Below are 22861 nucleotides of genomic sequence, written 5' to 3'. Positions count from 1 at the left end.
AATGAATCGACTTTTTATAGTAATTCTATTGATGCTAATTGCTAAAGTCGAAGCCCAATCTTCGGCCTTGACTCTTGCCGATAGTTTATATTCAATAGGTAATTATTCAAATGCGATTAATGAATATTCCAAAGTTGGCGGACTTTCTGCTGCGCTACAGATTGCAAGAAGTTACAATGCCGTTGGAAATTATGAGAAAGCTATTACACAGTATCAATATGTAGTTGAGGAAGATGTTGAAAATCAACTCGCACAATTTGAACTTGGGAAATTATTGCTGAAAGTAAATAGGTTTGAAGACGCAAAATCAGTGTTTACAAATTTGTCTAATCTCAATACAACTAATCCGGAATTTCTATTTTATTTGGGGGAAGTCAACCGTCATTTAAATGCTACAGACGCAAGTTTAAAACAATACAAAAAAGCAATTAAATTAGATAGTACACATCTTAGAAGTCTGTTTCAGCTTGCAAAGCATTACACTATTAAACAAGAGCGCGACAATGCATTAACGTATATTTTAAAAGGATTGCGTTATTATGAGAATGATGTCTCGCTCATTAATTTACATGCGTTGGTTCTCTTTAACGATTATCAATATGAAAATGCTATTCCATGGTTTGAAAAGGTTTTAGAATTAGGGGAGAACAAAGATTATGTGTACGAGAAATTAGCTTTTTCGTATAACAGAAATTGGGAATTTAGTAAAGCAAAAAAAGCTTATCATATTTTGATAAAAAGAGACGATACCAATTCACAGACGTATTTTGACCTTGCGAGTGTTTATCAGAAAGAAAGCAAATTAGACAGCGCTAAAATTTATATTAACAAAGCAATGGAAGTTCAAAAACCGATTTTTGCTAATGGTTACAATCGATTGGCAGAAATAGCACGCGAGCAAAAAGATATTAAATCTGCTTTTGAACTTTATGAAAAGGCTCACCAAGAAGATAGGGCTAACGTTCGAATTTATTACAATTTAGTCACTACCTACGATCAATTTGGTGCCGACTTGCAAAAGAAACTAGCCTATTATCAAATTTTCTTAAAGCGATATCCAAACGAACATCCATATTACTATGAAATGGTCAGAAAGCGTATTTCTGAATTAAAGTCAGAAATCCATTTTACGAAAGATTAAACTCCTCAAAAAAATCGTAATTTCACCCGTAGAACAGGTGTAATGAAACGAGTTATCTATTTTCTTGTGTTAATTCTAATAAGTTCTTGTTCGTTCTTTGATTCTAAACAAAAAAGAACGCAAGAACTTATTAATGAAGAATTACGCCATATAGATTGGAACAGCGTAGATTCTTATCCTTTTTTCTATAGCTGTGATGAGGCAGTAACCAAAGACCAACAGAAAATTTGCTTTGAAGAAACCTTGATCTCTCATTTTGAAGAAACCCTAAATGATTTTGAATTTACCTTAACGGATAAGGAAAGTGAAACCGTTGATGTCATCTTTGTAATAGATACTTTGGGAAGGATAAGAGTGTCCAACATAGAAAAGAATGTATTGGTGCTAGATCAAATGCCAGAATTTGACGGTGTGGTTACCCAAAGCTTAAAGAATCTTCCTAAACTTGCACCCGCTATAAAAAGGGGAATTCCGGTAAATACCAAATACCGTATACCCATTCAATTAAAAACAAACTAAGCATTTTGGCGAACGAAAAAATAATTTTGGGTATTGACCCTGGTACTACTATTATGGGTTTTGGACTCATTAAAGTGGTGGGTAAAAAAATGGAGTTTGTTCAAATGAACGAATTGCTTTTACAAAAGTATAACGACCCATATACCAAATTGAAGCTGATTTTTGAACGAACCATAGAACTTATAGATACCTATCACCCAGACGAAATTGCGATCGAAGCTCCTTTCTTTGGCAAGAACGTACAGTCTATGTTAAAGCTTGGTAGAGCACAAGGTGTTGCCATGGCAGCCGGACTCTCGCGTCAAATTCCTATTACGGAATATCTTCCCAAAAAAATAAAAATGGCCATTACTGGTAATGGTAACGCCAGTAAAGAACAAGTGGCAAGAATGCTGCAAAGTGTATTAGGACTTAAAACACTCCCTAAAAACCTAGATAGCACGGACGGACTAGCTGCTGCCGTTTGTCATTTTTATAATGAAAGCAGAATTGATGTTGTCGGTAAAAGCTACTCTGGCTGGGATGCTTTTGTAAAGCAGAATGAGAAACGTGTTAAGAAGTAATCTTTAATAAACAATAAACAATTAGCAATAAGCAGTTAACAATAATTAATTAGCAATGAATAATGAAAATCCTCTTTTGAGTAAGTCTTATGATTTTGCTTTAAAAATTGTCAAACTATATCAAGAACTTACTAAGAATAAGAGGGAATATGTTTTATCTAAACAACTTTTAAGAGCAGGGACATCTATTGGAGCTAATATTGCCGAAGCTAACGGAGCAATTTCAAAAGCAGATTTTTCTTCTAAGATTTCAATAGCTTATAAAGAAAGCCTAGAGACTAAATATTGGTTAAGCCTTTTAAAGGATTCAGAATATATTGAATTGTCAATTGCGAACGGGTTAATTGAAAAAGCTGATGAGCTTTCTAAAATTATGTTCGCTATACTTAAATCTACAAGAATTAAAAATAAGTGAGAATTAGATGATTATTAGAAAACAGCTAATACGTAATTTTTTATTGCAAACTGATAATTGCTTATTGCTAATTGTTAATTGAACAAATGAGCGGAATCTACATCCATATCCCATTTTGCAAGCAGGCTTGCCATTATTGCGATTTTCATTTTTCTACTACAATGGGGAAGAAGGAAGAAATGGTGAAGGCATTGTGTAAAGAGCTGGAATTGCGCAAAGCCGAATTTTTAGGTGAACAGGTAGCTACTATTTATTTTGGTGGTGGTACACCTTCGGTCTTAGAGACGGAAGAGATTGAACAACTGATTGCTGCGGTTCGGGAATGTTATGATGTTGTGGATAACCCGGAGATTACGTTAGAAGCGAATCCTGATGATTTATCCGAAGAGAAAATTATGCAATTGGGAGTTAGCCCAATTAACCGATTGAGTATTGGTATTCAATCTTTTTTTGAGGAGGATTTAAAGTTGATGAACCGTGCACATAACGCTCTGGAAGCTGAAAAGTGTTTGCAATTGGCAAGCGCACATTTCGATAATATTTCAATTGACCTTATTTACGGAATGCCTAATATGACCTTAGATCGGTGGAAACAAAATATTGATAAAGCACTAAGTTTCGGTATTCCTCATATTTCAAGTTATGCCTTAACGGTTGAGCCAAAAACGGCATTGGCGAAATTTGTTGAAGACGGATTGATTACTCCCGCTACCGACGAAGAAACTCAAGAGCATTTCAACGTATTGAATGAAACCTTATTGTCAGCAGGATTTGATTGCTACGAAATTTCCAATTTTGGGAAACCCGGTTATTACTCCCAAAACAATTCTGCCTACTGGCAACAGAAAAAGTATATAGGTGTTGGTCCGTCCGCACATTCTTTTGACGGTGTGCAACGTGGGTGGAATATCAATAACAATCCCAAATACATAAAATCCATAGCACAGAACATAGTACCCATGGAGGTTGAGGTACTTTCTTCGACCGATAAGTATAACGAGTATGTGATGACGGGCTTGCGTACTATATGGGGTGTTTCTTTATCTAGAATTTCAACCGAATTCGGACCTAAATACAAAGAGTACGTTTTATTGCAAGCTGATAAATTTATAGCAGAACACTTGCTGTTCGTGGATGGTGATATTTTGAAAACCACTAAAAAAGGTATGTTTTTAGCCGATGGTATTGCGGCAGATCTGTTTATGGTGAATTTGAAATAGTATAAAACGTATTGTCAGTTCGAGTGATTTTTCATTGAAGAGAAACGGAAATGAAAAATTGTATCGAGAACAGGTTCGTACCACGTGAACTTCTCGATACACTCCTCGACGGCGAGCAAGCAAATTTTCTCGTGCCTCGAAATTCACTCGAAGTGACATTGGTGCTTAAAATAAATTGTTTGTAAAGGTAAAAGTAAAATGTACTGTCAGTTCGAGTGATTTTTTATTGGAGTAAAACGGAAATGAAAAATTGTATCGAGAACGGGTTCGGAACGCAAATACTTATCTCATCAATATGCTTTAATCATAACCGCACAAAAAGTCGTAAATTTCTTATCTCAAAACAACCTTGTAATTTGAGCATAATTAGAATGAAAACTACCATTACCCACAATGCTAACCAATATCAAATTGACCTGTCTAAACCCTTGGATATTTCTATTGCCATAACCAATAAACAGGATAATGTCAACGCATGGTATATTGATGCTCCTAAAATAGAACCGCATCGGGATAAGGATTTTGTTGGTAGTATTCCTGCAGGTGCCAGTACTAACTTTTATGATATTTGGTTTAATCCGCATTCGCATGGTACGCATACTGAATGTGTAGGGCATATATCAGCTGAACATCAATCTGTAAACAAATATTTACAACAGTTTTTCTTTCTAGCGGAGGTCATTACTATTTCACCTTCAAAAGAAAACCAAGATTTGGTCATTACTAAAGAACAGTTACAAAAAGCCTTAGGTGGAACAGCTCTTAGCGCATTGGTGATAAGAACTTTGCCCAATACAGCTATGAAATTAAACCGACAGTACTCCAATAGTAATCCGCCATACATTTTAGAAGATGCCATGGTGTTTTTGAGAGAACTTGGTGTTGAACATTTACTAATAGATTTGCCTTCTGTAGATAAAGAAAAGGACAACGGTGCTCTTTTGGCACACAAGGCCTTTTGGAATTTTAATGGGGAAGTAAGATTAAATGCAACGATTACAGAATTTATTTATGTTCCGGAATCGATTGTTGACGGTTCGTACTTTTTAAATCTACAGGTGGCACCTTTTGAAAATGATGCCAGCCCAAGCAGACCTGTGCTTTATAAAATTGAATGATTATGAAAAATCTACTGAAATTAGAGGAACTCGCCTTAATGGTTCTTGGTATTTTTATGTTTGGGCTATTAGGTTATCAATGGTGGTGGTTGCCGGTTTTGATACTTACTCCAGATGTTTCTATGTTAGGTTATTTATTGGGTGCTAAAATTGGGGCAATGTCCTATAACCTATTTCATCACAGGGGTTTTGCCGTGCTTTTGTATTTTGTGGGTATTTACTTTATGCTACCCATTGTTCAATTAATAGGTACAATTCTTTTTATACATACGGCTATGGACCGTATCTTTGGTTACGGACTTAAATACGATAAAGGGTTTAAGTTTACGCATTTAGGCGAAATAGGAAATAAAAATGGATAATATTTTTGATACGATTCTAGGTCTGGTTTTAGGGGCTATTGGTATGTATTGGCTCTTTAATTTTTTTAAGGGCAAGAAAAGTAAAGAGATAACCACACACCAATCTACCGTGTTGTTGGAAAAAATGAAAAGCGTTTGCAAATTGATTTCTGTAGAAGGCGAATTTGCCGAAATCTACAAATATGAAAATGTAAAGGATTTCATGAGTTTGGTAAGCAGTAAAAAGAAAGCACTTGTTGTTATAAAAGCGAAGGCCCATATTGGTTATGATCTAAGTAAAATACTAATGCATGCAGATGAGGGTAAAAAAACAATTATTCTTGATAATTTTCCTCAACCAGAAGTATTGAGTATTGAACCAGAATTGGAATTTTATGATATTAAAAGCGGATTTTTCAACTTCTTTGCTCCTGATGATCTTACAAAGTTGAACGCAGAAGCCAAGAGTCACATTAGAGAGAAAATACCGGAAAGCGGATTGATGGATACGGCCAGAAAAGAAGCCTTGCAAACCGTTTTGATTATGGAAAAAATTGTGGAAACTATTGGGTGGACACTTGATTATACTGCCCTAAAAATTCCACAAAAACAAATAGAACTATTAGAAGAAAAACAGTAATTAAAAATGAATTTTAAAATGAAAAACTTAATTTGTATCCTTGTAATAACACTAATGACCACTGTAACTTTTGGTCAAAATGATGATAAAATGACAGAATTTGATGCTAATTTTTCCCATACTGTATTTTTTTGGTTGAAAAATCCTGATAATCAAGCAGACAGAACCGCTTTTGAAACTTCTTTGCGTAAATTTTTAGATAACTCTGGTTATGCGAAGACAAAATTTATTGGCACTCCTCCAAAGGCTAGTAGAGATGTAGTAGATGGTTCTTTTACCTATTCATTGATCGTAAGTTTTGATTCTGCGGAATCTCAACAAGCCTATCAAGATGAGGCTCCTCATAAACTGTTTATAGAAGAGTCGGAAAAGTTATGGTCTAAGGTAATCGTTTACGATTCCACAGGAATCTAAGATCGATATTATGGTTTTTAGAAAGGCTGCTAAAGTTGATGTTGAGAACATTGCAACTTTACATTCCGTAAGCTGGCAGCAAAATTATAGAGACTCCTTTAGTGATCATTTTTTAGATCATCAGGCATTCGATAATAGATTGATTGAATGGAAAAAGCGCTTTGAAAATCCGTCAGATGATCAATTTGTTGTTATAGCGGAGGAAGATGGCGAGTTTTTGGGTTTTATGTGTGCCTATTTCAATCATGATGCCCAATACGGTACATTACTGGATAATTTACATGTAGGCTTACATACTCAAGGAAAAGGTGTAGGTACAAAATTAATGGCCGCTTTAGCGGAAGAAATCCTAACGCGGAATAGTGAAAAAGGTTTTTACCTATGGGTTTTAGATACCAACGCCGCTGCGATTTCCTATTATGAAAAAATAGGTGGCGTTGCTATGGAAACTGTTGAGTCTAATGATATTGGAGATAAGACTTTTTTAAAAATCAAATATTATTGGCAAAATGCCTCAGCGTTTTTAGAAAATGTAAAAGCCAAAAAATCATAAAATGAATATTGAAGAATACCGGGAGTACTGCATAGCGAAAAAGGGTGTTACAGAATCCTTTCCTTTTGATGAGGTTACCCTGGTATTCAAAGTAATGGGCAAGATGTTCGCCTTATGTGGTTTGGATCATGTGCCTTTGCGTATTAACCTAAAATGTGATCCTGATAGGGCTATGGAACTTCGTGAAGAACATGATGGTATTATAGAAGGCTGGCACATGAGCAAAAAACATTGGAATACGGTCTACCTTGATAGCATCTCTAAAGACTTAACAAAAGAGCTTATTGACCATTCGTACTATTTGGTAGTTTCTAAACTGACCAAAAAGGTTAAGGCGGAGCTTGAAGTACTTTAATACTACTTTCTATTTATTGAAACCATTTTCTAAGGTTATCTTTACCTTTTTAAAGGGTTTATTTGAATGAATAATTTACGAGAATTTTATACCACTAAAGTAAACGGTTTTGAAAAACAGATCGAGGCACTGAACAAACAGTTATTTACGTTCAGTATACTTCGTTTACTAATATTTCTTGGGACCATTGTTGCCATATATTTCGCATCTGTAGATGCTAAATATGTCATTGGTGTATTGTGTGTGGGTATACCGTTGTTCTTGTTTCTGGTGAGCAAATACACGAATCTTAAACAGCAAAAATCAAAATTAGAGGCATTAACGGAAATTAATGCGGTAGAGTTACAGGTGTTGAAAAGGGATTATTCTAACCTTCCCAACGGAAAGGAATATGCTGACGATATTCATTATTTCAGTCAAGATATTGATCTTTTTGGCGAAGGTTCTTTTTATCAAGTTTCCAACAGAACAAAACTTGCCGAGGGTAGCTTGTTGTTGGCAGATATCTATAAGGAAAATTCCATAAATGAGATAAAGGAAAAACAAGAAGCTATTGCCGAGATAGCGGAGAAAGTAGATTGGAGGCAAGAGTTTTCAGCCATGGCAGCATTGACGAAAACAGAAACTTCTACACATACTATCGCTACTTGGTTAAAGAACTATAAGTCCTTTGTGCCAAAGGCGATGAAATTTATTCCTTCCGTATTTTCTATTATTTCAGTAACTATATTCATAGCGTACTTTTTGGATTATCTACCAGAATCAGTGTTGATAACATGGCTGGTTTTAGGAATGGTCATTGTTGGTTTGTTCACTAAAAAAGTGACCAATTTAGGTCAAAGTGCCTCAAAAATGAAGTCTACCTTTGATCAGTACAATCAGCTATTGGCTATGATTGAAGAGACTGAATTCACTTCAAATTTATTAAAGAGGCAGAAGGCGAATATTCTAAGTAATGGGGAGCAAAATTCTAAGGTATTAAAGAAATTTGCTTCGCTTTTGAGCAATCTAGACCGTAATAATAATCTATTGTATTTAATATTTGCTAACGGATTTTTTCTTCGTTCGTTAACCGATTGTCTGGCAGTTGAAAAATGGATCGAAGAACACGGTAAAAGCGTTGAAACCTGGTTCAATACTATCGCATTTTTTGATGCTTATAACAGTTTAGGGAACTTTGCTTTTAACCATCCAAATTTTACGTATCCTACAATTACTGATGATGAGGTGGTGTTGAAATCCAAAAACGCAGGTCACCCCTTATTGGATCCCAAGAAAAGTATCTTGAATGATATTACTATAGAGGGCGGACAGTTCCTTATTATCACAGGAGCTAACATGGCAGGTAAGAGTACGTTTTTAAGAACGGTATCCTTGCAGATTATGATGGCGAATGTTGGTTTGCCAGTTTGCGCAGAAACGATTAGTTATTCGCCAATAAAATTAATTACTAGTATGCGTACTACAGATTCATTGACAGATGATGAGTCTTACTTCTTTTCTGAGTTAAAACGCTTACGTTATATAGTAGATGAAATACAAGTTGATCGTTACTTCATTGTACTGGATGAAATCTTAAAAGGAACCAATAGTACTGATAAGGCATTAGGATCACGAAAGTTTGTGGAACGCTTGGTGAAAAGTAAATCTACAGGGATTATAGCCACTCACGACCTTAGTCTATGTGAAGTCGCCAATCAATATAATGCGGTTAAAAACCATTATTTTGATGCTGAAATCATAGATAACGAATTGCATTTTGATTATACGTTCAAAGATGGTATATGCCAAAATATGAACGCTTCTTTCCTGTTAAAAAAGATGGGGATTATTGAGTAGTTTTTAAATACAAATACAAATACAAATACAAAAAACAAACACAAGCTCAAAATAGAAGTAAATTAGTTGTTTACAATAATGATAAGAAACGTATATATTTCAGGTATTCTATTGTTAGTAGCAACAAACAACAAAAAATGTTTGCGTTTGAACTTGTTTTTTGAGTTTGAACTTGAATATTAATTCCCCCTTTGGGGACTAGTGGACTTATGGATTCATTAACACAAATAGTACTAGGGGCAGCCGTTGGTGAAGCCGTGCTTGGTAAAAAAGTGGGTAATAAGGCAATGTTGTATGGAGCTATTGCCGGTACCATACCAGATTTGGATGTTATTACGCGTTATTTCCTTGATACGGTTACAGCAACGGAATGGCATAGGGGTTTTAGTCACTCCATATTCTTTTCTGTACTTTTTGCTCCTGTGTTCGGGTGGTTGGTCTGGAAGATAAACAGGAAAGAATCTGCTACCTGGAGAGAATGGTCATGGTTAATGTTCTGGGGATTGTTCACTCACCCATTATTAGATGCTTTTACCACTTGGGGAACACAATTGTTCTATCCCTTTAAAACGCGGTTGGCATTTCAAAGCATTTTTGTAATAGACCCGTTATACACTGTTCCTTTTATCATTTTTTTGATTATGGCAATATTCAAAAAAAGAACTTCCGTTAAACGTCAAAAATATGTTCATTTAGGGCTTACTATTAGTACAGCATATTTGCTATTTACCCTTGTTTTAAAAGGAATCGCTTTTCAAAGATTTGAGAATGCCTTAATGGAACAAGGTATTGTTTACAGTGATATGAATACACGCCCGGCGCCATTGAATACGGTATTATGGATGGCGAATATAGATACTGAAGATGCGTATTTGATGGGAGAGTATTCTTTTTTTGATACTAAGGATGTTTCATTTTCTGCATTTCCAAAGAATCATGAACTGTTGGGTAAATGGGCGGATAATGATAAGATAGTACGACTTATTAAAATAACAGAAGGCTGGTATACCATTACAGAAAGAGAAGGGGACCTTTATTTAAATGATTTAAGATTTGGACTTATAAGTTTAGATGAAAACGAAACCCAATTTGCCTTCAGTTATAAACTGGTGCCCAATGGGGAAGATCTCATTGTAGAAGAAAGACCTAAATTTAAACGGGATGTAAAACGACTGATGACTGCCCTTTGGAAGCGTATGTGGGGAAATTAGGTGTTAAAAAGGATAGCCAATAGCAAAGTTTAAGGTCATGTTATTATCGGCATTTCCAAAGAAAGGTACGTTCCATCGTTCGTTTTTAGCTTCGTACGGAATTCTTAATGGAGACGCAAGATCAAGGCGGATAACAAAATTTTGAACATCTAATCGTAAACCAAACCCTACTCCCGCAGCAACCTCAGTAAGCCAGTCTTTTTCAAATTTACCATCTGTAAAAAGTGTTTCGGAAAAACTGCTGTTCAGTTGGTTTTCTTCTAGTTCAGAGTAGTCACCGGTCAGCCACACATTACCTGCATCAACAAAAAAAGCGCCTTTTAAATAGGAAAAAAGTGGAAAACGATATTCTACATTAGCTTCTAGCTTAAGGTTACCGGATTGGTCAAAATAATCGGTAGTGGCATTTTCTGTTTCCGCATTAAAATTACCGGGTCCTAAAGAACGGATGTTAAACGCTCTAACGCTATATGGACCGCCGGAATAAAACTGTTTAACAAAGGGTAATGTTGAACTATTGCCGTATGGAACGCCCCAACCTGCATAAACACGGGATACCAAAGTGCGCTCCTTTTTCCAACGTAGGTACAGTCTTAAATCTGCATCGGCTTTTGCATATTGGGCGTATGTAGAGCCAAAAATAGTTTCTGAACCACCGCTAATAAGATTTAGCATATTACCGGCAATATCAAAGTTGGTTGAAAAGTAAATAGGAGCCTCTTTACTAAGCTTGGATACTTCGTCATAGGTGAAACTATAGAGCAATCCTGCTATAAAACGCTGCTCAAAACTTTGACTCAAATATTCATTGTCGTCTAAAATTGCCTGAAACTCATCGGTTACATTTGATAGCCTTGAGTAGTTTATACTGATGGGGTCTAGGGTGTGGTATACGTATTGGTTTTCTTGCCATGTATAGCCAAATGATGCATTTACAGAACTTAAGGTAAACAATTGGCTACGCTGTAAAAAATCGTAACCTAAAGATATTTTTGTTTTTGGTACGGCATACTGAAACCTACTGGGTGAAAACGGTATGGACCTGGGTATTACTAGATCGGCACTTATACCACCTGCTATACTGCTTAAACTGGAATTACTGCCGCTTGATAATTGCGATTCATAACTAAAATTGGCAGAAACACTAAAGGTCTCACCACCGTTGAACACATTTCTATTGGTATGGCTAAGAAGAATACCGGGACCGGTGAATCCGTTAGATTTTGATACGGCCTGTATTTCTGCCCTAATAGAGCGTTTTGTCAATGGTGCCAAATAAATGCTTGCTGCCAATGAACCGCCATTACCATCGGTAGCCGTAGTATCCAGTTCCGTGTACTGTATGTTTACATATTTGTAACTGCCTAATGCAGATAACCTATTGCTTGTTTGTTTGGAAATATTGGCATTGTATAGGTCACCCTCATTGAATAATAGATAGGATTCTAAAAGCTTTGGTTTAAAGTATAGCTCATTCTGTACAAAATCAATACTGTCTATTTGGGTTACATTTTCTTCAGTTAAAGGCAGTGTGTCACCTTCAATGGTGTAATTGGGGTAAACGGTAATGGAATCAATAGTGTACGGAATTGATGCCCGCGCTGGAACATCTTTTTTTAGTCTAAGAAAAAGGTCAAATTTTCTGTTTTTATATTGATTGGTATCTGCCTCAAAAATGAGTAGATCTTCTTGACTGTTGTAAAACCCTTTTTGTTTTAATCCATTGTTTAATCTTGCTCTTTCGGCCTTCAGTAAATCTAAATCAAATCTATCTCCATTTGCCAAAGAGGTTTCCGGGAGCATTTTTTCTATTTCTTTATAAATGGGCAATGAGTCAGATTCAAGATGATAGTTTTCCAAAACATAGGGCTGCGGCATACTGGCCGTATAATTGACCGAAGCGAATTTGTCGTTGTTGACTACTTCAGAAGATGATTTGCTATAGAAGAATCCATTATTGTCCAAGCGATTTAAAATCAATTCTTCTACACGGTCTGTATTTACTTCAGAAAAATATACCGGTTCTTCCCCAAAAGATTTATTCAGAAATTTATATAGAAACCCTGGTTTTTCTCGCTGCGCCTTGTAATGAAAAAATAGGGCAGGCTTCATGCCTAAAAATGTGGTATTCGGGTTAGGTTCAATAAGATTTAATAATTCGGCCTTTACCTCTTTACTGTCATGTATCTCACCTTCGGAAAGTAACTCAAGCTCGGCACCGGTGTACAGTTGCTCTCCTTCAGGAATATATTTTTCAATGCCACATGAATATATCAGCAAAAATGCCAAACAAATTAAAGTTCTATATGTGCAGTTGTTCGTTTTCAATGTACCGTTATTCTTCTTTTTTGTTCGCGTCTTTTTTAGACGGTTTATTCTCTTTTTTCAGCGGACTGAACAATTGACTAAATTTATTGAACTCGCGATTAAAGATAAAAGCTAAACCCGTTACTATAAGTTGACCGTCAATAATATTTTGATACTCTTGTTTTCTAAACCCCTTTAGTCTGTACGTGCCTTCTTCACTCAATAGGTACTCCAAGGTTACGTTACCGATCAATGGTGTTTCACTTTCGCTGGAATATGCACTTCCTTCAACATCTACTGCGCTACCTGCGGTAACGATCAACCGATCGTTAAATAGTCTTTTGCTGGCATTGATATTCAATTGGGTACGACTTTGGGCGCTTCCGCTTTCGTAATCCTCAAAACTGTCCAAGTCAAAACCGAGCTCAAAACCGGTATTGCCCAGTAATTTATTGGAAATGGAAGTAAGTTCGTTAGACAGTACTTTGTTTACGTTGTTTCTGGCAATAGTTACAGCGCCACCACTACTACCATCACTTCCTGTGGTAGGATAAAAACGGTTCAGTGCCAAGAGCGAGAATACCTGTTTGTTCAATTCGGATTCTTGCTCGTTCAATTGTTGAATACGACTGTACACGGCACCACCAAAGTTACCTTGCGCATTTTCTGGCATGTCCAGGGCAAAGGAGAGTTCTGGCTGCATAAGCTGCCCGTCTATGTTTAAATATACCAAGAATGGTGTAGACTGTGCATAGGAGCCAGAAACACTGCTGTCCGTTCCGTAACTAATGGAAGACATTAATGAAGAAGCAGATGTTTCTATTTCATAAATAGCGGTTACGTCCATTTTGGCATCGAATGGGTCACCGCTCCATACAATACTGCTACCTTTTTGTAATTGAAATTCGCGACTTACCAAGTTGTATAAACTGGTTCTGTAAAAGCCCGAGTTCAATTCTAGCCTGCCCGATAGTCTTATGTCTTGATTTGGATCTATGTTCAAATTCAATGTAGCGTTACTGGATGCCTGCAACTTGTCTTGGGTTTTTTCATCAAGTACAATGGTAAATTTAGCCTCGTTTCCAATTTCTAGAACCGTATTGATATCCATACCGGCAAAAAAGGAATTCGTAGTTTCTTCGTCTGATCTGGTAAGTATGGCATCAGGGTTTTCCCTGTTTACAAAAATAACAACACCGTCTCGCTCCTGAATGTCCAATTGGTCTTGAGGTACAACATAAGTTAGATCGGTAATATCGCGAATGCGTAACCTGCCATCTATAACGGGTAGTTCTAAATCTCCCTGTACTTTTACATCTGCTTTTATACTTGCAATTCCATAGACCAATTCATCATCTCCTTTTTTGGAATCTAACACTCTAAATTGATCTGTTTTCACCGTTAGGTCAAAACTTGGGTTGACAAAACTCTCTGTGTAAACCGTACCATCTATAGTCAATGTACCTTGATTAATGTCCTTTATGGCAAAGGAATTAAAGCTTACTTCGTCTTGATCAATATCTATGAATTGATCATCTATGGTAAACGTAGACTTATAGGCCGCCAAGGCTAAGCTAAATTCATTAAAGTTTATTCTGCCGGAGTATTTTGGTTCTGCCAGGGTGCCCTTTACCAATAAGCTTCCGTCTAGATAACCCTTGGCATTCGTTAATTGTTCGTTAGAGAATCCTTCTATTATACTGGCTTCCAGCTTTTGAATATCCAGTTCCATATTCAGGTAGGCGGTATTTTGTTTTGCGGTATAATCTCCGGTTAAATTAAGCTTTGCACCACCGTCTTTTAGGGCAAGGTCAAAGTCATATTCTGATAACGATTTGGAAGTTGCATCTAGGGTAAGGGTGCCTAACGGATTTTGAAGTACCTGAAAATCTTTGATATCTAAATTGGCAACAAGCCCAGACGCGGTGTAGGGATTGATGATTACAAAATCGCCTTCTACCTTACCTTTTGCCAAGGCTTCATCAGGATTGAAAAAACTGAGAAATGTCTGTAACTGAAAATTCTCGAACAGGATTCCAATATGTTCCGTATCCATCTTTGGAAACGTATTGGATATTTCCATCTTTTGAGAATTTCGAGTAAAGATTATTTTTTCAAAATCTGAAAATGATTCACTGATCACTATAGAATTGTCCTCTGGAATTTCCCATTGCTTTTTATTAAGGATTAAATCTTCTGGGTCAATATGGAGTTTTAAAGTGTCTTTCTGGAATACTAGACCAGATGCTATGTGCATGACCTGTACCGTGTCATTTTTTGAATTGAAATCAAGTAATAATTCTTTATTCTTTAAGCTACCTTCTAAATAGGTTTGTTTAAGATGAATGGGTTCGTAAATTAAATCTGCAAGGCCTGCAAAGAATTTTAGGTCTACAGAATCTCCTTTTACATAGGCATTTAAACTATCTACAGAACTACCGGCATACGATATGTGCGGTACTTTCACTTGAGCGGAAATTTTTCTCTTTTTAGAATTAAAACTGGCATCTATATTCAAGGAATCTAAATCTTCTACTCCGTTAAAAAATACTTTAGACAATACCGGTGTTGGTATTATGGCAATCGCCAGTTTTGCTTCAATAGTATCTTCGACCTCATAGACGGTGTCGTCTGTTGAGAAATAATGTTCCAATTGTTTTTTTAATGCGTTGGTAATACGACTAGGCGATGCATTGGATGCCAACTGCCCGTTCAAGAAATTACTTTGTACGGAAACGTCGGTTATGGTATCTTCAACATGTGCCTTTAGAATGATGGTTGACACTTGATATTGCTCGTTATCCGCCACCGCAATACCATCATCAATAACGGTGTTTATCGTAAAATTGGATGGTGTGCCGGTATAATCACCATTTATATTAGCGGCAACTTTAATGTTTTCCTTTGTAAGTCCAAGCTCTTTTAAATCTGCCCCAATAATATTTGAAGTAAATTGAATATCATTGTCATTGGATGTAAGAAGCAAAGTTACGCCTGCATCCATATTCAAATTGGGGTCGTTGATATTTGCGGATATGATACCCTTGCCATTATTTAGAATACCGTCAATATCAATCGCTTTATAACTGTAACCGCCGTATTGAAATTGCGAAATGTTACCGGTTATGTTGGCATCTAAATTGCTTGTTTCGTTACCAGAGCCATTAGCATTTATTTGCAATGAAATTTCACCTAACTGATCGTTCTGTAACAGTTGCCCTAGTTGAAGACTGTCTATAGAAACGGTACCATCAAATTTCATGATATCTCCAAAGTCAACAAGGGCATTTATACTTGCATTCCCTTCTGGAATTTTTAGGGCCATGTTTGGTTTTACCCAGCTAGTTCCACCAGATAAGCTGCCTACGGCTACAATGGTTTTAGGTATAGAAATTCCTAGTTCCTTGGAGGATATTAATTTGTCTATAGCGGTTTTGTTGCTTTTAAAGCTAATATTGTTCAAATTATAAAAAAGTGAATCTTTTTGGGTAAGATTTTCAATACTGCCTTTTGCCACAAGATGTGTGTCTGGCCCCCATTGTATTTCTGTACTGAGGTCATCAACTTTTCTTAGGTTTCCTCTTGCTTTTAAATGACCGGTAAAAGGATGTTTTGATAAGGAATCTAGATATTGATTTTGGGCAAGCTCCGGTTGAATTTTTAAGAGGTCGCCAAGCTCTAAATTTAGATCGGCAATGTTTGCGGTTAGGGTGCTTTTTTCAGGATTTTCCAATGCATCTTTCAACGAATTGAACTGAACATTAATATCTGCATTTGCAGAACTATTGTTTATTTGAAAAACGACATCTGACAGTGATGCCTTGGTATTGTTTAAGCCAGCTTTAAAGGCCAATTGATTTAAATGTATACCGCTAGGTTCTGAGAAGGAGAATTTAGAAACATCTAAATTGAACTGCTCTGGGCGATATTCTAAATTTTTGGAAAGTAGTTGTAACTGCTCAATTTTAAATGCATTGGGGTTGAAGCTTTCCGTGCTTTGCTGGTTGCCATTTATGGAATAACTGAATGTATTCTTGGCTAGGTCTATATCGTTAGCTGCAATGATGAATTCCGGCCATTCAAATTCAGCTGTATTGGTGGTAGTTATTTCAGTTTCTTCACTCCTTAGTTTTACATCTATTTCTGAATCATGAAGAACAAGGTCATCTGTCTCATATCTATTTTTGGATACATCTGCCAGTATTTCTGTAAGTTCAATGGTACCAAGTTTTAACTGGGCCTGTAAACCGCCTGGCTGACTGTTGTAGGTGATATTTACGTTGTTTACATTAAAATCTTCCACCTCAATATGTGGTAGAGCTGTACTTGTGGTGTCTTCGGTTATTGGGAATTCATGAGATTGAAGGTACTGGAGTTGGGTATTGCTCAACTTAAAATCATCCAAAGAGAATTTCATGGAATTCAAGTCGAATTCCGATACGTTAATATCTAATTGGCCAAGTATAAGGTTGATATCTGTTCCAAGATAGGCATCGGAATAATTCAATTTCCAATCAGTGATATCTAAGCTGCCAACATTTATATTCATGGGGGTACTAGTTGTAGCAGTCGTATCCGTCGTAGTAGTCAGTGCATCTATTAAGAACGTAAAGTTGAAAACATCTGGGTTGTTCTCCCTATTTATTTTGGCAACAACACCTTTAGATATAACATCATCAATTGAAATTTCATTTTTAAAAATGGCAGGGTATATTGGAATGTCCGCTTGTAACGATTTTGAATAGAATAGGGTATCTCCCTTAACATCTTCCAGATAAACACCTTCTATTTGTATATCACCAGAAAAGGTAATGTACAATTTGCCAACTTCTACTTTAGTATGTGTTTTGCTAGAAATATAATTGGTAACCTTAGATACAATGGCATTTTGTGCCCAAGGTGTCCGTACTAACAGGACTAAAACAAAAAATAGCAAAATTAGCCCAAGGAGAATTTTTCCAATGCGCTTTAGGTATTTTTTGAATTTCAGATTTTCGTTGGCCATAAGGAAAACAATATAATATTGAATACAGTCATTCAATTTTTAAGCTTAAACCTGTTACGATCCCAGCTGTGCCATAAAACCTGTAGCAATTATAATTAGTAGAACTATGATGATCATAAGGTTATAAAACCTTCTCTTCTTTTTCTTGGTTTCTTTCAGTGATGCCATTAAAATGCAAAGTTAAGATTACCAATATATAAAATTAGCTTATTTACTAAGAAGATTATCGGTATAGAACATGTTGAGAGTCCATTACTGTTTTTGATTTATTAAAGGATAGCTTAAGAAAAATAGGTTCATCTACACTTATGGTCCATTGGCCTATACTTAGATTGCCCCGGTCAGAAATCAAAGATCTAAGCTGAATTGATGAGGTACCTTTGGAGTGTAATTAATGACTAACTCAAAAAATCACCAATACTATAAAATATGAAAACAGTAATTAACACAAATAGATGCTTAGGTTATTTTGAAACTGCCAACCAAGAGGAAATTTATGAAATATGTACCTATAACGTTACAAATTCAGAATTGATCTTAGAGGCTATGACCGTGTAAAGAAGTTGTTCAGGTAGTTCCCCCAAACCGAAGAAGGCCAATAGAAATATTGGTCTTTTTCTATTTTAATCCTTTTGTTTGAACATTATGGAAACTATCTGCCTGTAAGCGTAACAATTCTTCCGCTTTTTTCTTTTTGTATCCGTATAGCTCTTCTTCGCCCTTTAAATCTTCATAAATTTTTTGGTTGATTTCTCCATCTGTAGCAACTATTAATTTACGTTGCGCCAATTTTTGGGCAACCCATGTAGCTAAAACACTTTCTTCTTCTTCCAATTTAATGTCGTACTCACCTTTTGGAGCAAGTAATTTCGCAATTATAGGCGAAGTTTCAATAGCTAAGAACAGTAGAAATATAAAAAATGATGGCATCCATGGCAATTCATCTAGAGCCGTAATTCTTGCCATTAATCCGTCGAAACCATCAATAATCGGTTGTGAGTTTTTCACCACGTCTGCATAATCTGTATTCAATGCCGTTATTTGGGCTTCTAAATCTGTAATTTTTTCTGCATTAGTGGTCTTTAATGCCTGTAGTTCAGCAAGTGCGGCATCATGTTTTTCCCGCTTCTCCGCATATACAGGTCCTTTGCCCAATAGCTTTGTACCGGCAGTGCCTTCTGCTTCATTGATATAAATATCATAAAGGGTATTGGTTTCTTTTTCTTTTTCTGTTATTTCAGATTTTAAGTCGGTGATGTCGTTATTTAACTGCGTTATCTTAGGAGTGTACTGTAGGGCAAGTTGATCTTTATTGGCAAGAGTAAGGTCATTCTTTTGCTCTAATAAAACCTGATTGATCTCTTTTTCAAAAATCTTCATTTCCAAAGGTTTTGAAATTACGATAGCAATGATAACGGCAAGAACTATTCGTGGTACTGCCTGTAAAAACTCTTGCCCAAAATTGCCTCGTTTTTTTATGGTCGATACTATAAAACGGTCCAAGTTAAAAATTAGGAGTCCCCAAATGAGTCCGAAAAATACGGCGGCATAGACATTGTCAAATACGGTATACAGAGCATAGCTACTTGCTATAAATGCCATTACCGCAGTAAAGAAAACTGTAGCACCAATACCTGCATATTTGTTTTGTTCGCCTTTAGAGCATGTTTTTAAAAGTTCTGAGTCGGCGCCAGAACAAAGAATGAAGAAATTTTGAATCATGATGAAAATTCGTTTTTTGACCATCCATACGGCTGGCAAGTTGATGATGATGTATACTGGGTGAACGTAACTATTTTGTTTTTGGTACGTAAAAAGCCCTCCAAAAGAGGGCTTTAACATATGTTTGACGTTGTGTCTATCGTATTGTTACAGGTGCGGTAGTGATTCTTACTTCGGTCTTTCCAAGTTTCTTACGAGATTCCATATTCAATTCTTTGTTCTTTTTAAGTAAGTCGATCGCTTTATCAGACGTTATTTTTTCGCCTTCAAAATAAAATATTGCTCCTTTTTTTGCCATGTCTATAGCGTAGTCAAGAGGAGAGGGTGGAGTAGGAGGAGTGGGTGCCGTGGGACTAGTAAGTTCCATAGTCGTTTTTGAGGATGTTCCTTTTATTCCATTGATGTCTAAGTTCAAATGGTCATAGGGGTCTTGATTTTCAATGATTTCTTTAATTTGATTATCTGCATAATCTGAAGAATTCGGTGCTTTTGGAGCTTTGGGTGCTGGTGGTGGTTCTGGAAAATCAGGAAATGGTTCAGCATGCTCTTTTTGCTCTATAGACATTAATCCGTAAATATGTTTTAATTGATCTATATCAGATTTCAGGATGCGGATATTGCCACCATCGGCTATCATACGGTTGTATTTTTTTGCAAGCTCATTATAGTAGACTAATTGCTCTTTACTTGCGCCATCTTGATTTTGTTTAGGTAAGCATTCCGGAAATGGATCTGCCAACTTTTTTTCGGCATCACTCATGTTTCTATAAATAGATTCCAACACTTTTAAATCATTTAAAGGAATTGTTCTTTTATTAATGGGAATAGCGTTATATTTTTTGGCTAAACGGTTATACAAACCAAAAGCTCTTTTGTCTAGGTTCGTATTTATATCTCCTGAGATTGTATATATAGCGTGCTGTGCAGTGTCATAGCTTTCTAATGGAGACATTGCTTTTATGTTGTTTCTATTTATGTAAGTATTTAATTTCGATGCAGGTAAATTCGTTTCATCGTTTATGGCTATTACATCATTAAAAGAATTTAATTTTATCCATGAGGTAGCACTAACCAAATAGGGTGTTTTATTAATCTCAACAATACAATTGGTATTACCCTTCTTTACATCTTCTAACTTTGAAGTGAAAAATTTTTCATTTTCAATTACAGAAATATTTTGGGCAATTGATGCATAATCTAAATTGATGTTCTTTGTGAATAGTTTGGAGAACTCTGGTGTAGGTCCATTATTTTTTTGAAGTCCAAAGTACATTGAAGTTTTTATTTCACCACTAAGATTTCCCCAATGCTCTTTTTGAACTAACGGTTTGTAACCTTCTTTTTTGACTATGAGATTAAAGTCAATTTCACCTTGTTGTGCATTGACAAACTCAAGTGAATAATAGCCTTTGTTGTCTGTTGTGGTGAGTACAGTTCCATTATAGTTTTTGATTTCTGCATTTATTATAGGTTCTAAAGTTTCAGAATCAATTACTAAACCAGCGAGTTTTATTATTCTGTTTGCCTTTGTGTTGAATGTATTATCACTTCGAAATTTATTTGAAGAATCATCTTCGTGGATAATATATCGGTCTATGAAAACACTGATACTTTTTGTGTTTAACTTTCTTAATTCCTGTATTATGGCATCTGTAAAATCTGAATGAATATTCTCTGTAGTATAAATCTGTGCTGATAATTTGTTGTTGTTAACCGCCAATGGAAATTCTTCCTTTACCTTCTCATTTAGTTGTGATAGTTGAACATGCTCATCGCTGAACCAAATTTCATTTTCGTTCTTTACTTCTATCCAAGCTATCTCTAAAAGCGGCTCATGATAGATATCTGTTTTAAGATCATTGTAAACATTTGCTTTACGTATTTCTTTAGCTTCATCTATAGTTTTGCCATGATACTCACTTGGTTTAAATCCGTTTTTGCCAAGAATATTTGTAGTTCTTTTACTAAAATGTTTGATGTTAGAAATTCCTAAAGCTCCTAGTTTTGTCTCAATCTGGTCAATTAATTTATTTTGAGTTTCATCATAAAGAATATGAGCGGTTATGTAGTTTCTAGTAATATATGAACCAAAATTATGATTGACCCTATCAACTTCTGTAGAAAGATTTTCTAAAGTTGTCGGTTCATTGTTGATTAGCAAATCTCCACTTTTTGTAATTTCAATGTTAATGTCTTTGATAGTGTTTTTAGATACCACGTTCCTTTGACTGAAGCCGTAAAGCATTAAGGATAATAGGGGCAGTAATAAAAGACTTCGTATTAAAATCCCTCTTTTTGATGTTTGTTTTTTCATGATGATGAATCGTTTTTTGATTGATGAATAATTTATGGCATTTGCAATGCCAACGGATTGATGCGTGTGAAATTTGTCGTTTGATAAGTACGACAGTAAAGTGTTTTGATAGTGTAATTGATTTTCTTGCCCTTTAATTACGGCACTATCGGCTAAAAATTCATGATTGAGTTTGATACTTCTTTTAAATACATAAATCAGCGGATTAAACCAGAATAAAACTTGTAGCAATTCAATAAAAAGAACATCTAAACTATGCCACTCCTTAGCATGGGTTTCTTCATGTAATAGTACATCAGCTGGTATACTCTTAGATTCAAATTTTTGCTTGTTCAGAAATATATAGCGAAGAAATGTATGTGGCGGTAGTTCTTCTTTTAACAAGACTTTTACCAAGAAGTTAAATTTAATTTGGGTATTGCGCCTAACACGGATCCATAATTTGGCAATGTTGTAAAGAAAACGAAATCCAAAAATTGCAACTCCCAAACCATTAAGAGTATAAAGAATCAAGGTCCAATTCATGGGCGATTCTTCCATCTCATGAACTATAGATGTTATTTCTGGTTGTTCATTTATAGTTAAAACTTGAGTGACAGCAGGGGTTGGTTCTGCTTCTATATATTCGGTAAAAACAATCTGTGGAATTATAAGAGAAAAAATAAGCGCAGTTAATAAAAAGAATCTTTTAAAATGGTGCATACTTTCCTTTTCAAGCAAAAGTTTATAGAACACTAAAAAAATGCCCATGCATGCCGTAGATTTTAAAAGATAAATCTCCATAATTATTTCTTTTCTATTTCAACGTCTATTAATTTCTTCAATTCCTCCAATTCAGCTTTGCTTAAATTGGTTTCTTGCGTAAAAAATGATGCAAACTGACTGGCACTATCGTTGAAAAAGTTTTTAATGAGTCCGTTTACATGTTTAGAGAAATAGTCTTTTTTCTTAACTAGCGGATAATATTCCCTGCTTCTGCCATAACTTTTATAGTCAATAAACTTTTTATCGGTCATCCTTTTCAATAAGGTGGCTACGGTGGTGGTAGCGGGTTTTGGTTCTGGGTAAGCATCCAATAAGTCTTTCATGAAAGATTTCTTTTGCTTCCAAAGTATATTCATTAATTCTTCTTCCGATTTGGATAACTGCATTTTCTACAAGTTTAGAATTTGTTCTACAAACAT

At 35.7% G+C, this 22861-nt stretch carries 19 protein-coding genes; 14 read left to right on the top strand and 5 right to left on the bottom strand.

What is annotated here, in order from left to right; all coding sequences use genetic code 11:
- Nucleotide 1: 1 nt before the first annotated feature.
- The 13 genes from CSC80_RS04060 (at nt 2) to CSC80_RS04000 (ending at nt 10329) form a co-directional block, all read left to right on the top strand.
- Nucleotides 2-1141 (top strand): tetratricopeptide repeat protein, encoded by a 1140-nt coding sequence (locus CSC80_RS04060; RefSeq protein ID WP_099189943.1) that lies wholly within the window; start codon nt 2-4, stop codon nt 1139-1141.
- A 42-nt stretch (nt 1142-1183) separates the two neighbouring features.
- Nucleotides 1184-1660, top strand: a complete 477-nt coding sequence (locus CSC80_RS04055) for a hypothetical protein (RefSeq protein WP_091607132.1) — start codon at nt 1184-1186, stop codon at nt 1658-1660.
- Nucleotides 1661-1665: 5 nt separating this feature from the next.
- The gene (gene ruvC, locus CSC80_RS04050) at nt 1666-2223 is read left to right on the top strand and encodes a crossover junction endodeoxyribonuclease RuvC (protein ID WP_058104024.1); all 558 of its coding nucleotides are present in this window, start codon (nt 1666-1668) and stop codon (nt 2221-2223) included.
- A 55-nt stretch (nt 2224-2278) separates the two neighbouring features.
- On the top strand, nt 2279-2638 hold the full coding sequence (locus CSC80_RS04045; protein ID WP_099189941.1) for a four helix bundle protein: 360 nt from the start codon (nt 2279-2281) through the stop codon (nt 2636-2638).
- A gap of 86 nt (nt 2639-2724) precedes the next feature.
- The gene (gene hemW / locus CSC80_RS04040) at nt 2725-3858 is read left to right on the top strand and encodes a radical SAM family heme chaperone HemW (protein ID WP_099189939.1); all 1134 of its coding nucleotides are present in this window, start codon (nt 2725-2727) and stop codon (nt 3856-3858) included.
- A gap of 371 nt (nt 3859-4229) precedes the next feature.
- Nucleotides 4230-4976 carry a cyclase family protein gene (locus CSC80_RS04035; RefSeq protein ID WP_099189937.1) on the top strand — a complete coding sequence of 249 codons (747 nt, stop codon included), beginning with the start codon at nt 4230-4232 and terminating at the stop codon, nt 4974-4976.
- A 2-nt stretch (nt 4977-4978) separates the two neighbouring features.
- Nucleotides 4979-5338 carry a DUF4260 domain-containing protein gene (locus CSC80_RS04030; protein ID WP_058104020.1) on the top strand — a complete coding sequence of 120 codons (360 nt, stop codon included), beginning with the start codon at nt 4979-4981 and terminating at the stop codon, nt 5336-5338.
- The gene (locus CSC80_RS04025; protein ID WP_058104019.1) at nt 5331-5957 is read left to right on the top strand and encodes a DUF4230 domain-containing protein; all 627 of its coding nucleotides are present in this window, start codon (nt 5331-5333) and stop codon (nt 5955-5957) included. The genes CSC80_RS04030 and CSC80_RS04025 overlap by 8 nt, the downstream gene beginning before the upstream one ends.
- Before the next feature lie 18 nt (nt 5958-5975).
- Entirely contained in the window at nt 5976-6371 is a 396-nt protein-coding gene (locus CSC80_RS04020; protein ID WP_071341206.1) for a Dabb family protein, read from the top strand.
- Nucleotides 6372-6381: 10 nt separating this feature from the next.
- A complete protein-coding gene (locus tag CSC80_RS04015; RefSeq protein ID WP_099189935.1) occupies nt 6382-6924 on the top strand; it encodes a GNAT family N-acetyltransferase in 543 nt (180 codons plus the stop codon).
- Between the two features lies 1 nt (nt 6925).
- Nucleotides 6926-7279, top strand: a complete 354-nt coding sequence (locus CSC80_RS04010) for an MmcQ/YjbR family DNA-binding protein (RefSeq protein WP_099189933.1) — start codon at nt 6926-6928, stop codon at nt 7277-7279.
- Nucleotides 7280-7345: 66 nt separating this feature from the next.
- Nucleotides 7346-9118 carry a DNA mismatch repair protein MutS gene (locus CSC80_RS04005; RefSeq protein ID WP_099189930.1) on the top strand — a complete coding sequence of 591 codons (1773 nt, stop codon included), beginning with the start codon at nt 7346-7348 and terminating at the stop codon, nt 9116-9118.
- A 209-nt stretch (nt 9119-9327) separates the two neighbouring features.
- A complete protein-coding gene (locus CSC80_RS04000) occupies nt 9328-10329 on the top strand; it encodes a metal-dependent hydrolase (RefSeq protein ID WP_099189928.1) in 1002 nt (333 codons plus the stop codon).
- Between the two features lie 3 nt (nt 10330-10332).
- On the opposite strand, the gene CSC80_RS03995 is transcribed toward CSC80_RS04000, so the two are convergent.
- Together CSC80_RS03995 and CSC80_RS03990 are read right to left on the bottom strand one after the other, a co-directional pair.
- On the bottom strand, nt 10333-12618 hold the full coding sequence (locus tag CSC80_RS03995) for a BamA/TamA family outer membrane protein (RefSeq protein ID WP_236973319.1): 2286 nt from the start codon (nt 12616-12618) through the stop codon (nt 10333-10335).
- Nucleotides 12619-12664: 46 nt separating this feature from the next.
- Nucleotides 12665-17641, bottom strand: a complete 4977-nt coding sequence (locus tag CSC80_RS03990) for a translocation/assembly module TamB domain-containing protein (protein ID WP_099189923.1) — start codon at nt 17639-17641, stop codon at nt 12665-12667.
- A gap of 429 nt (nt 17642-18070) precedes the next feature.
- Between CSC80_RS03990 and CSC80_RS19745 the strand changes: the two genes are divergently transcribed.
- On the top strand, nt 18071-18199 hold the full coding sequence (locus CSC80_RS19745) for a hypothetical protein (protein ID WP_257786201.1): 129 nt from the start codon (nt 18071-18073) through the stop codon (nt 18197-18199).
- A 60-nt stretch (nt 18200-18259) separates the two neighbouring features.
- On the opposite strand, the gene CSC80_RS03985 is transcribed toward CSC80_RS19745, so the two are convergent.
- The 3 genes from CSC80_RS03985 to CSC80_RS03975 all read right to left on the bottom strand — a co-directional run bounded on the left by CSC80_RS03985 (nt 18260) and on the right by CSC80_RS03975 (nt 22828).
- The gene (locus tag CSC80_RS03985) at nt 18260-19363 is read right to left on the bottom strand and encodes a DUF4407 domain-containing protein (RefSeq protein ID WP_099189921.1); all 1104 of its coding nucleotides are present in this window, start codon (nt 19361-19363) and stop codon (nt 18260-18262) included.
- 136 nt (nt 19364-19499) lie between these two features.
- The gene (locus CSC80_RS03980) at nt 19500-22460 is read right to left on the bottom strand and encodes a M56 family metallopeptidase (RefSeq protein WP_099189919.1); all 2961 of its coding nucleotides are present in this window, start codon (nt 22458-22460) and stop codon (nt 19500-19502) included.
- A gap of 2 nt (nt 22461-22462) precedes the next feature.
- Nucleotides 22463-22828 (bottom strand): BlaI/MecI/CopY family transcriptional regulator, encoded by a 366-nt coding sequence (locus tag CSC80_RS03975; RefSeq protein ID WP_099189917.1) that lies wholly within the window; start codon nt 22826-22828, stop codon nt 22463-22465.
- Nucleotides 22829-22861 lie beyond the last annotated feature (33 nt).

Source organism: Maribacter sp. 6B07, assembly GCF_002700155.1.
Taxonomy (GTDB): domain Bacteria; phylum Bacteroidota; class Bacteroidia; order Flavobacteriales; family Flavobacteriaceae; genus Maribacter; species Maribacter dokdonensis.
Note: the sequence above shows the minus strand (reverse complement) of the source record. Positions and strands in the feature narration are given on the sequence as shown.

Excerpts from the sequence above, each read along its gene's own strand:
- CSC80_RS04060 (WP_099189943.1), top strand. The coding sequence starts at position 2 with ATGAATCGACTTTTTATAGTAATTCTATTGATGCTAATTGCTAAAGTC.
- CSC80_RS04055 (WP_091607132.1), top strand. The coding sequence starts at position 1,184 with ATGAAACGAGTTATCTATTTTCTTGTGTTAATTCTAATAAGTTCTTGT.
- CSC80_RS04045 (WP_099189941.1), top strand. The coding sequence starts at position 2,279 with ATGAATAATGAAAATCCTCTTTTGAGTAAGTCTTATGATTTTGCTTTA.
- hemW (WP_099189939.1), top strand. The coding sequence starts at position 2,725 with ATGAGCGGAATCTACATCCATATCCCATTTTGCAAGCAGGCTTGCCAT.
- CSC80_RS04035 (WP_099189937.1), top strand. The coding sequence starts at position 4,230 with ATGAAAACTACCATTACCCACAATGCTAACCAATATCAAATTGACCTG.
- CSC80_RS04030 (WP_058104020.1), top strand. The coding sequence starts at position 4,979 with ATGAAAAATCTACTGAAATTAGAGGAACTCGCCTTAATGGTTCTTGGT.
- CSC80_RS04025 (WP_058104019.1), top strand. The coding sequence starts at position 5,331 with ATGGATAATATTTTTGATACGATTCTAGGTCTGGTTTTAGGGGCTATT.
- CSC80_RS04020 (WP_071341206.1), top strand. The coding sequence starts at position 5,976 with ATGAAAAACTTAATTTGTATCCTTGTAATAACACTAATGACCACTGTA.
- CSC80_RS04015 (WP_099189935.1), top strand. The coding sequence starts at position 6,382 with ATGGTTTTTAGAAAGGCTGCTAAAGTTGATGTTGAGAACATTGCAACT.
- CSC80_RS04010 (WP_099189933.1), top strand. The coding sequence starts at position 6,926 with ATGAATATTGAAGAATACCGGGAGTACTGCATAGCGAAAAAGGGTGTT.
- CSC80_RS04005 (WP_099189930.1), top strand. The coding sequence starts at position 7,346 with ATGAATAATTTACGAGAATTTTATACCACTAAAGTAAACGGTTTTGAA.
- CSC80_RS04000 (WP_099189928.1), top strand. The coding sequence starts at position 9,328 with ATGGATTCATTAACACAAATAGTACTAGGGGCAGCCGTTGGTGAAGCC.
- CSC80_RS03990 (WP_099189923.1), bottom strand. The coding sequence starts at position 17,641 with ATGGCCAACGAAAATCTGAAATTCAAAAAATACCTAAAGCGCATTGGA.
- CSC80_RS19745 (WP_257786201.1), top strand. The coding sequence starts at position 18,071 with ATGAAAACAGTAATTAACACAAATAGATGCTTAGGTTATTTTGAAACT.
- CSC80_RS03985 (WP_099189921.1), bottom strand. The coding sequence starts at position 19,363 with ATGATTCAAAATTTCTTCATTCTTTGTTCTGGCGCCGACTCAGAACTT.
- CSC80_RS03980 (WP_099189919.1), bottom strand. The coding sequence starts at position 22,460 with ATGGAGATTTATCTTTTAAAATCTACGGCATGCATGGGCATTTTTTTA.
- CSC80_RS03975 (WP_099189917.1), bottom strand. The coding sequence starts at position 22,828 with ATGCAGTTATCCAAATCGGAAGAAGAATTAATGAATATACTTTGGAAG.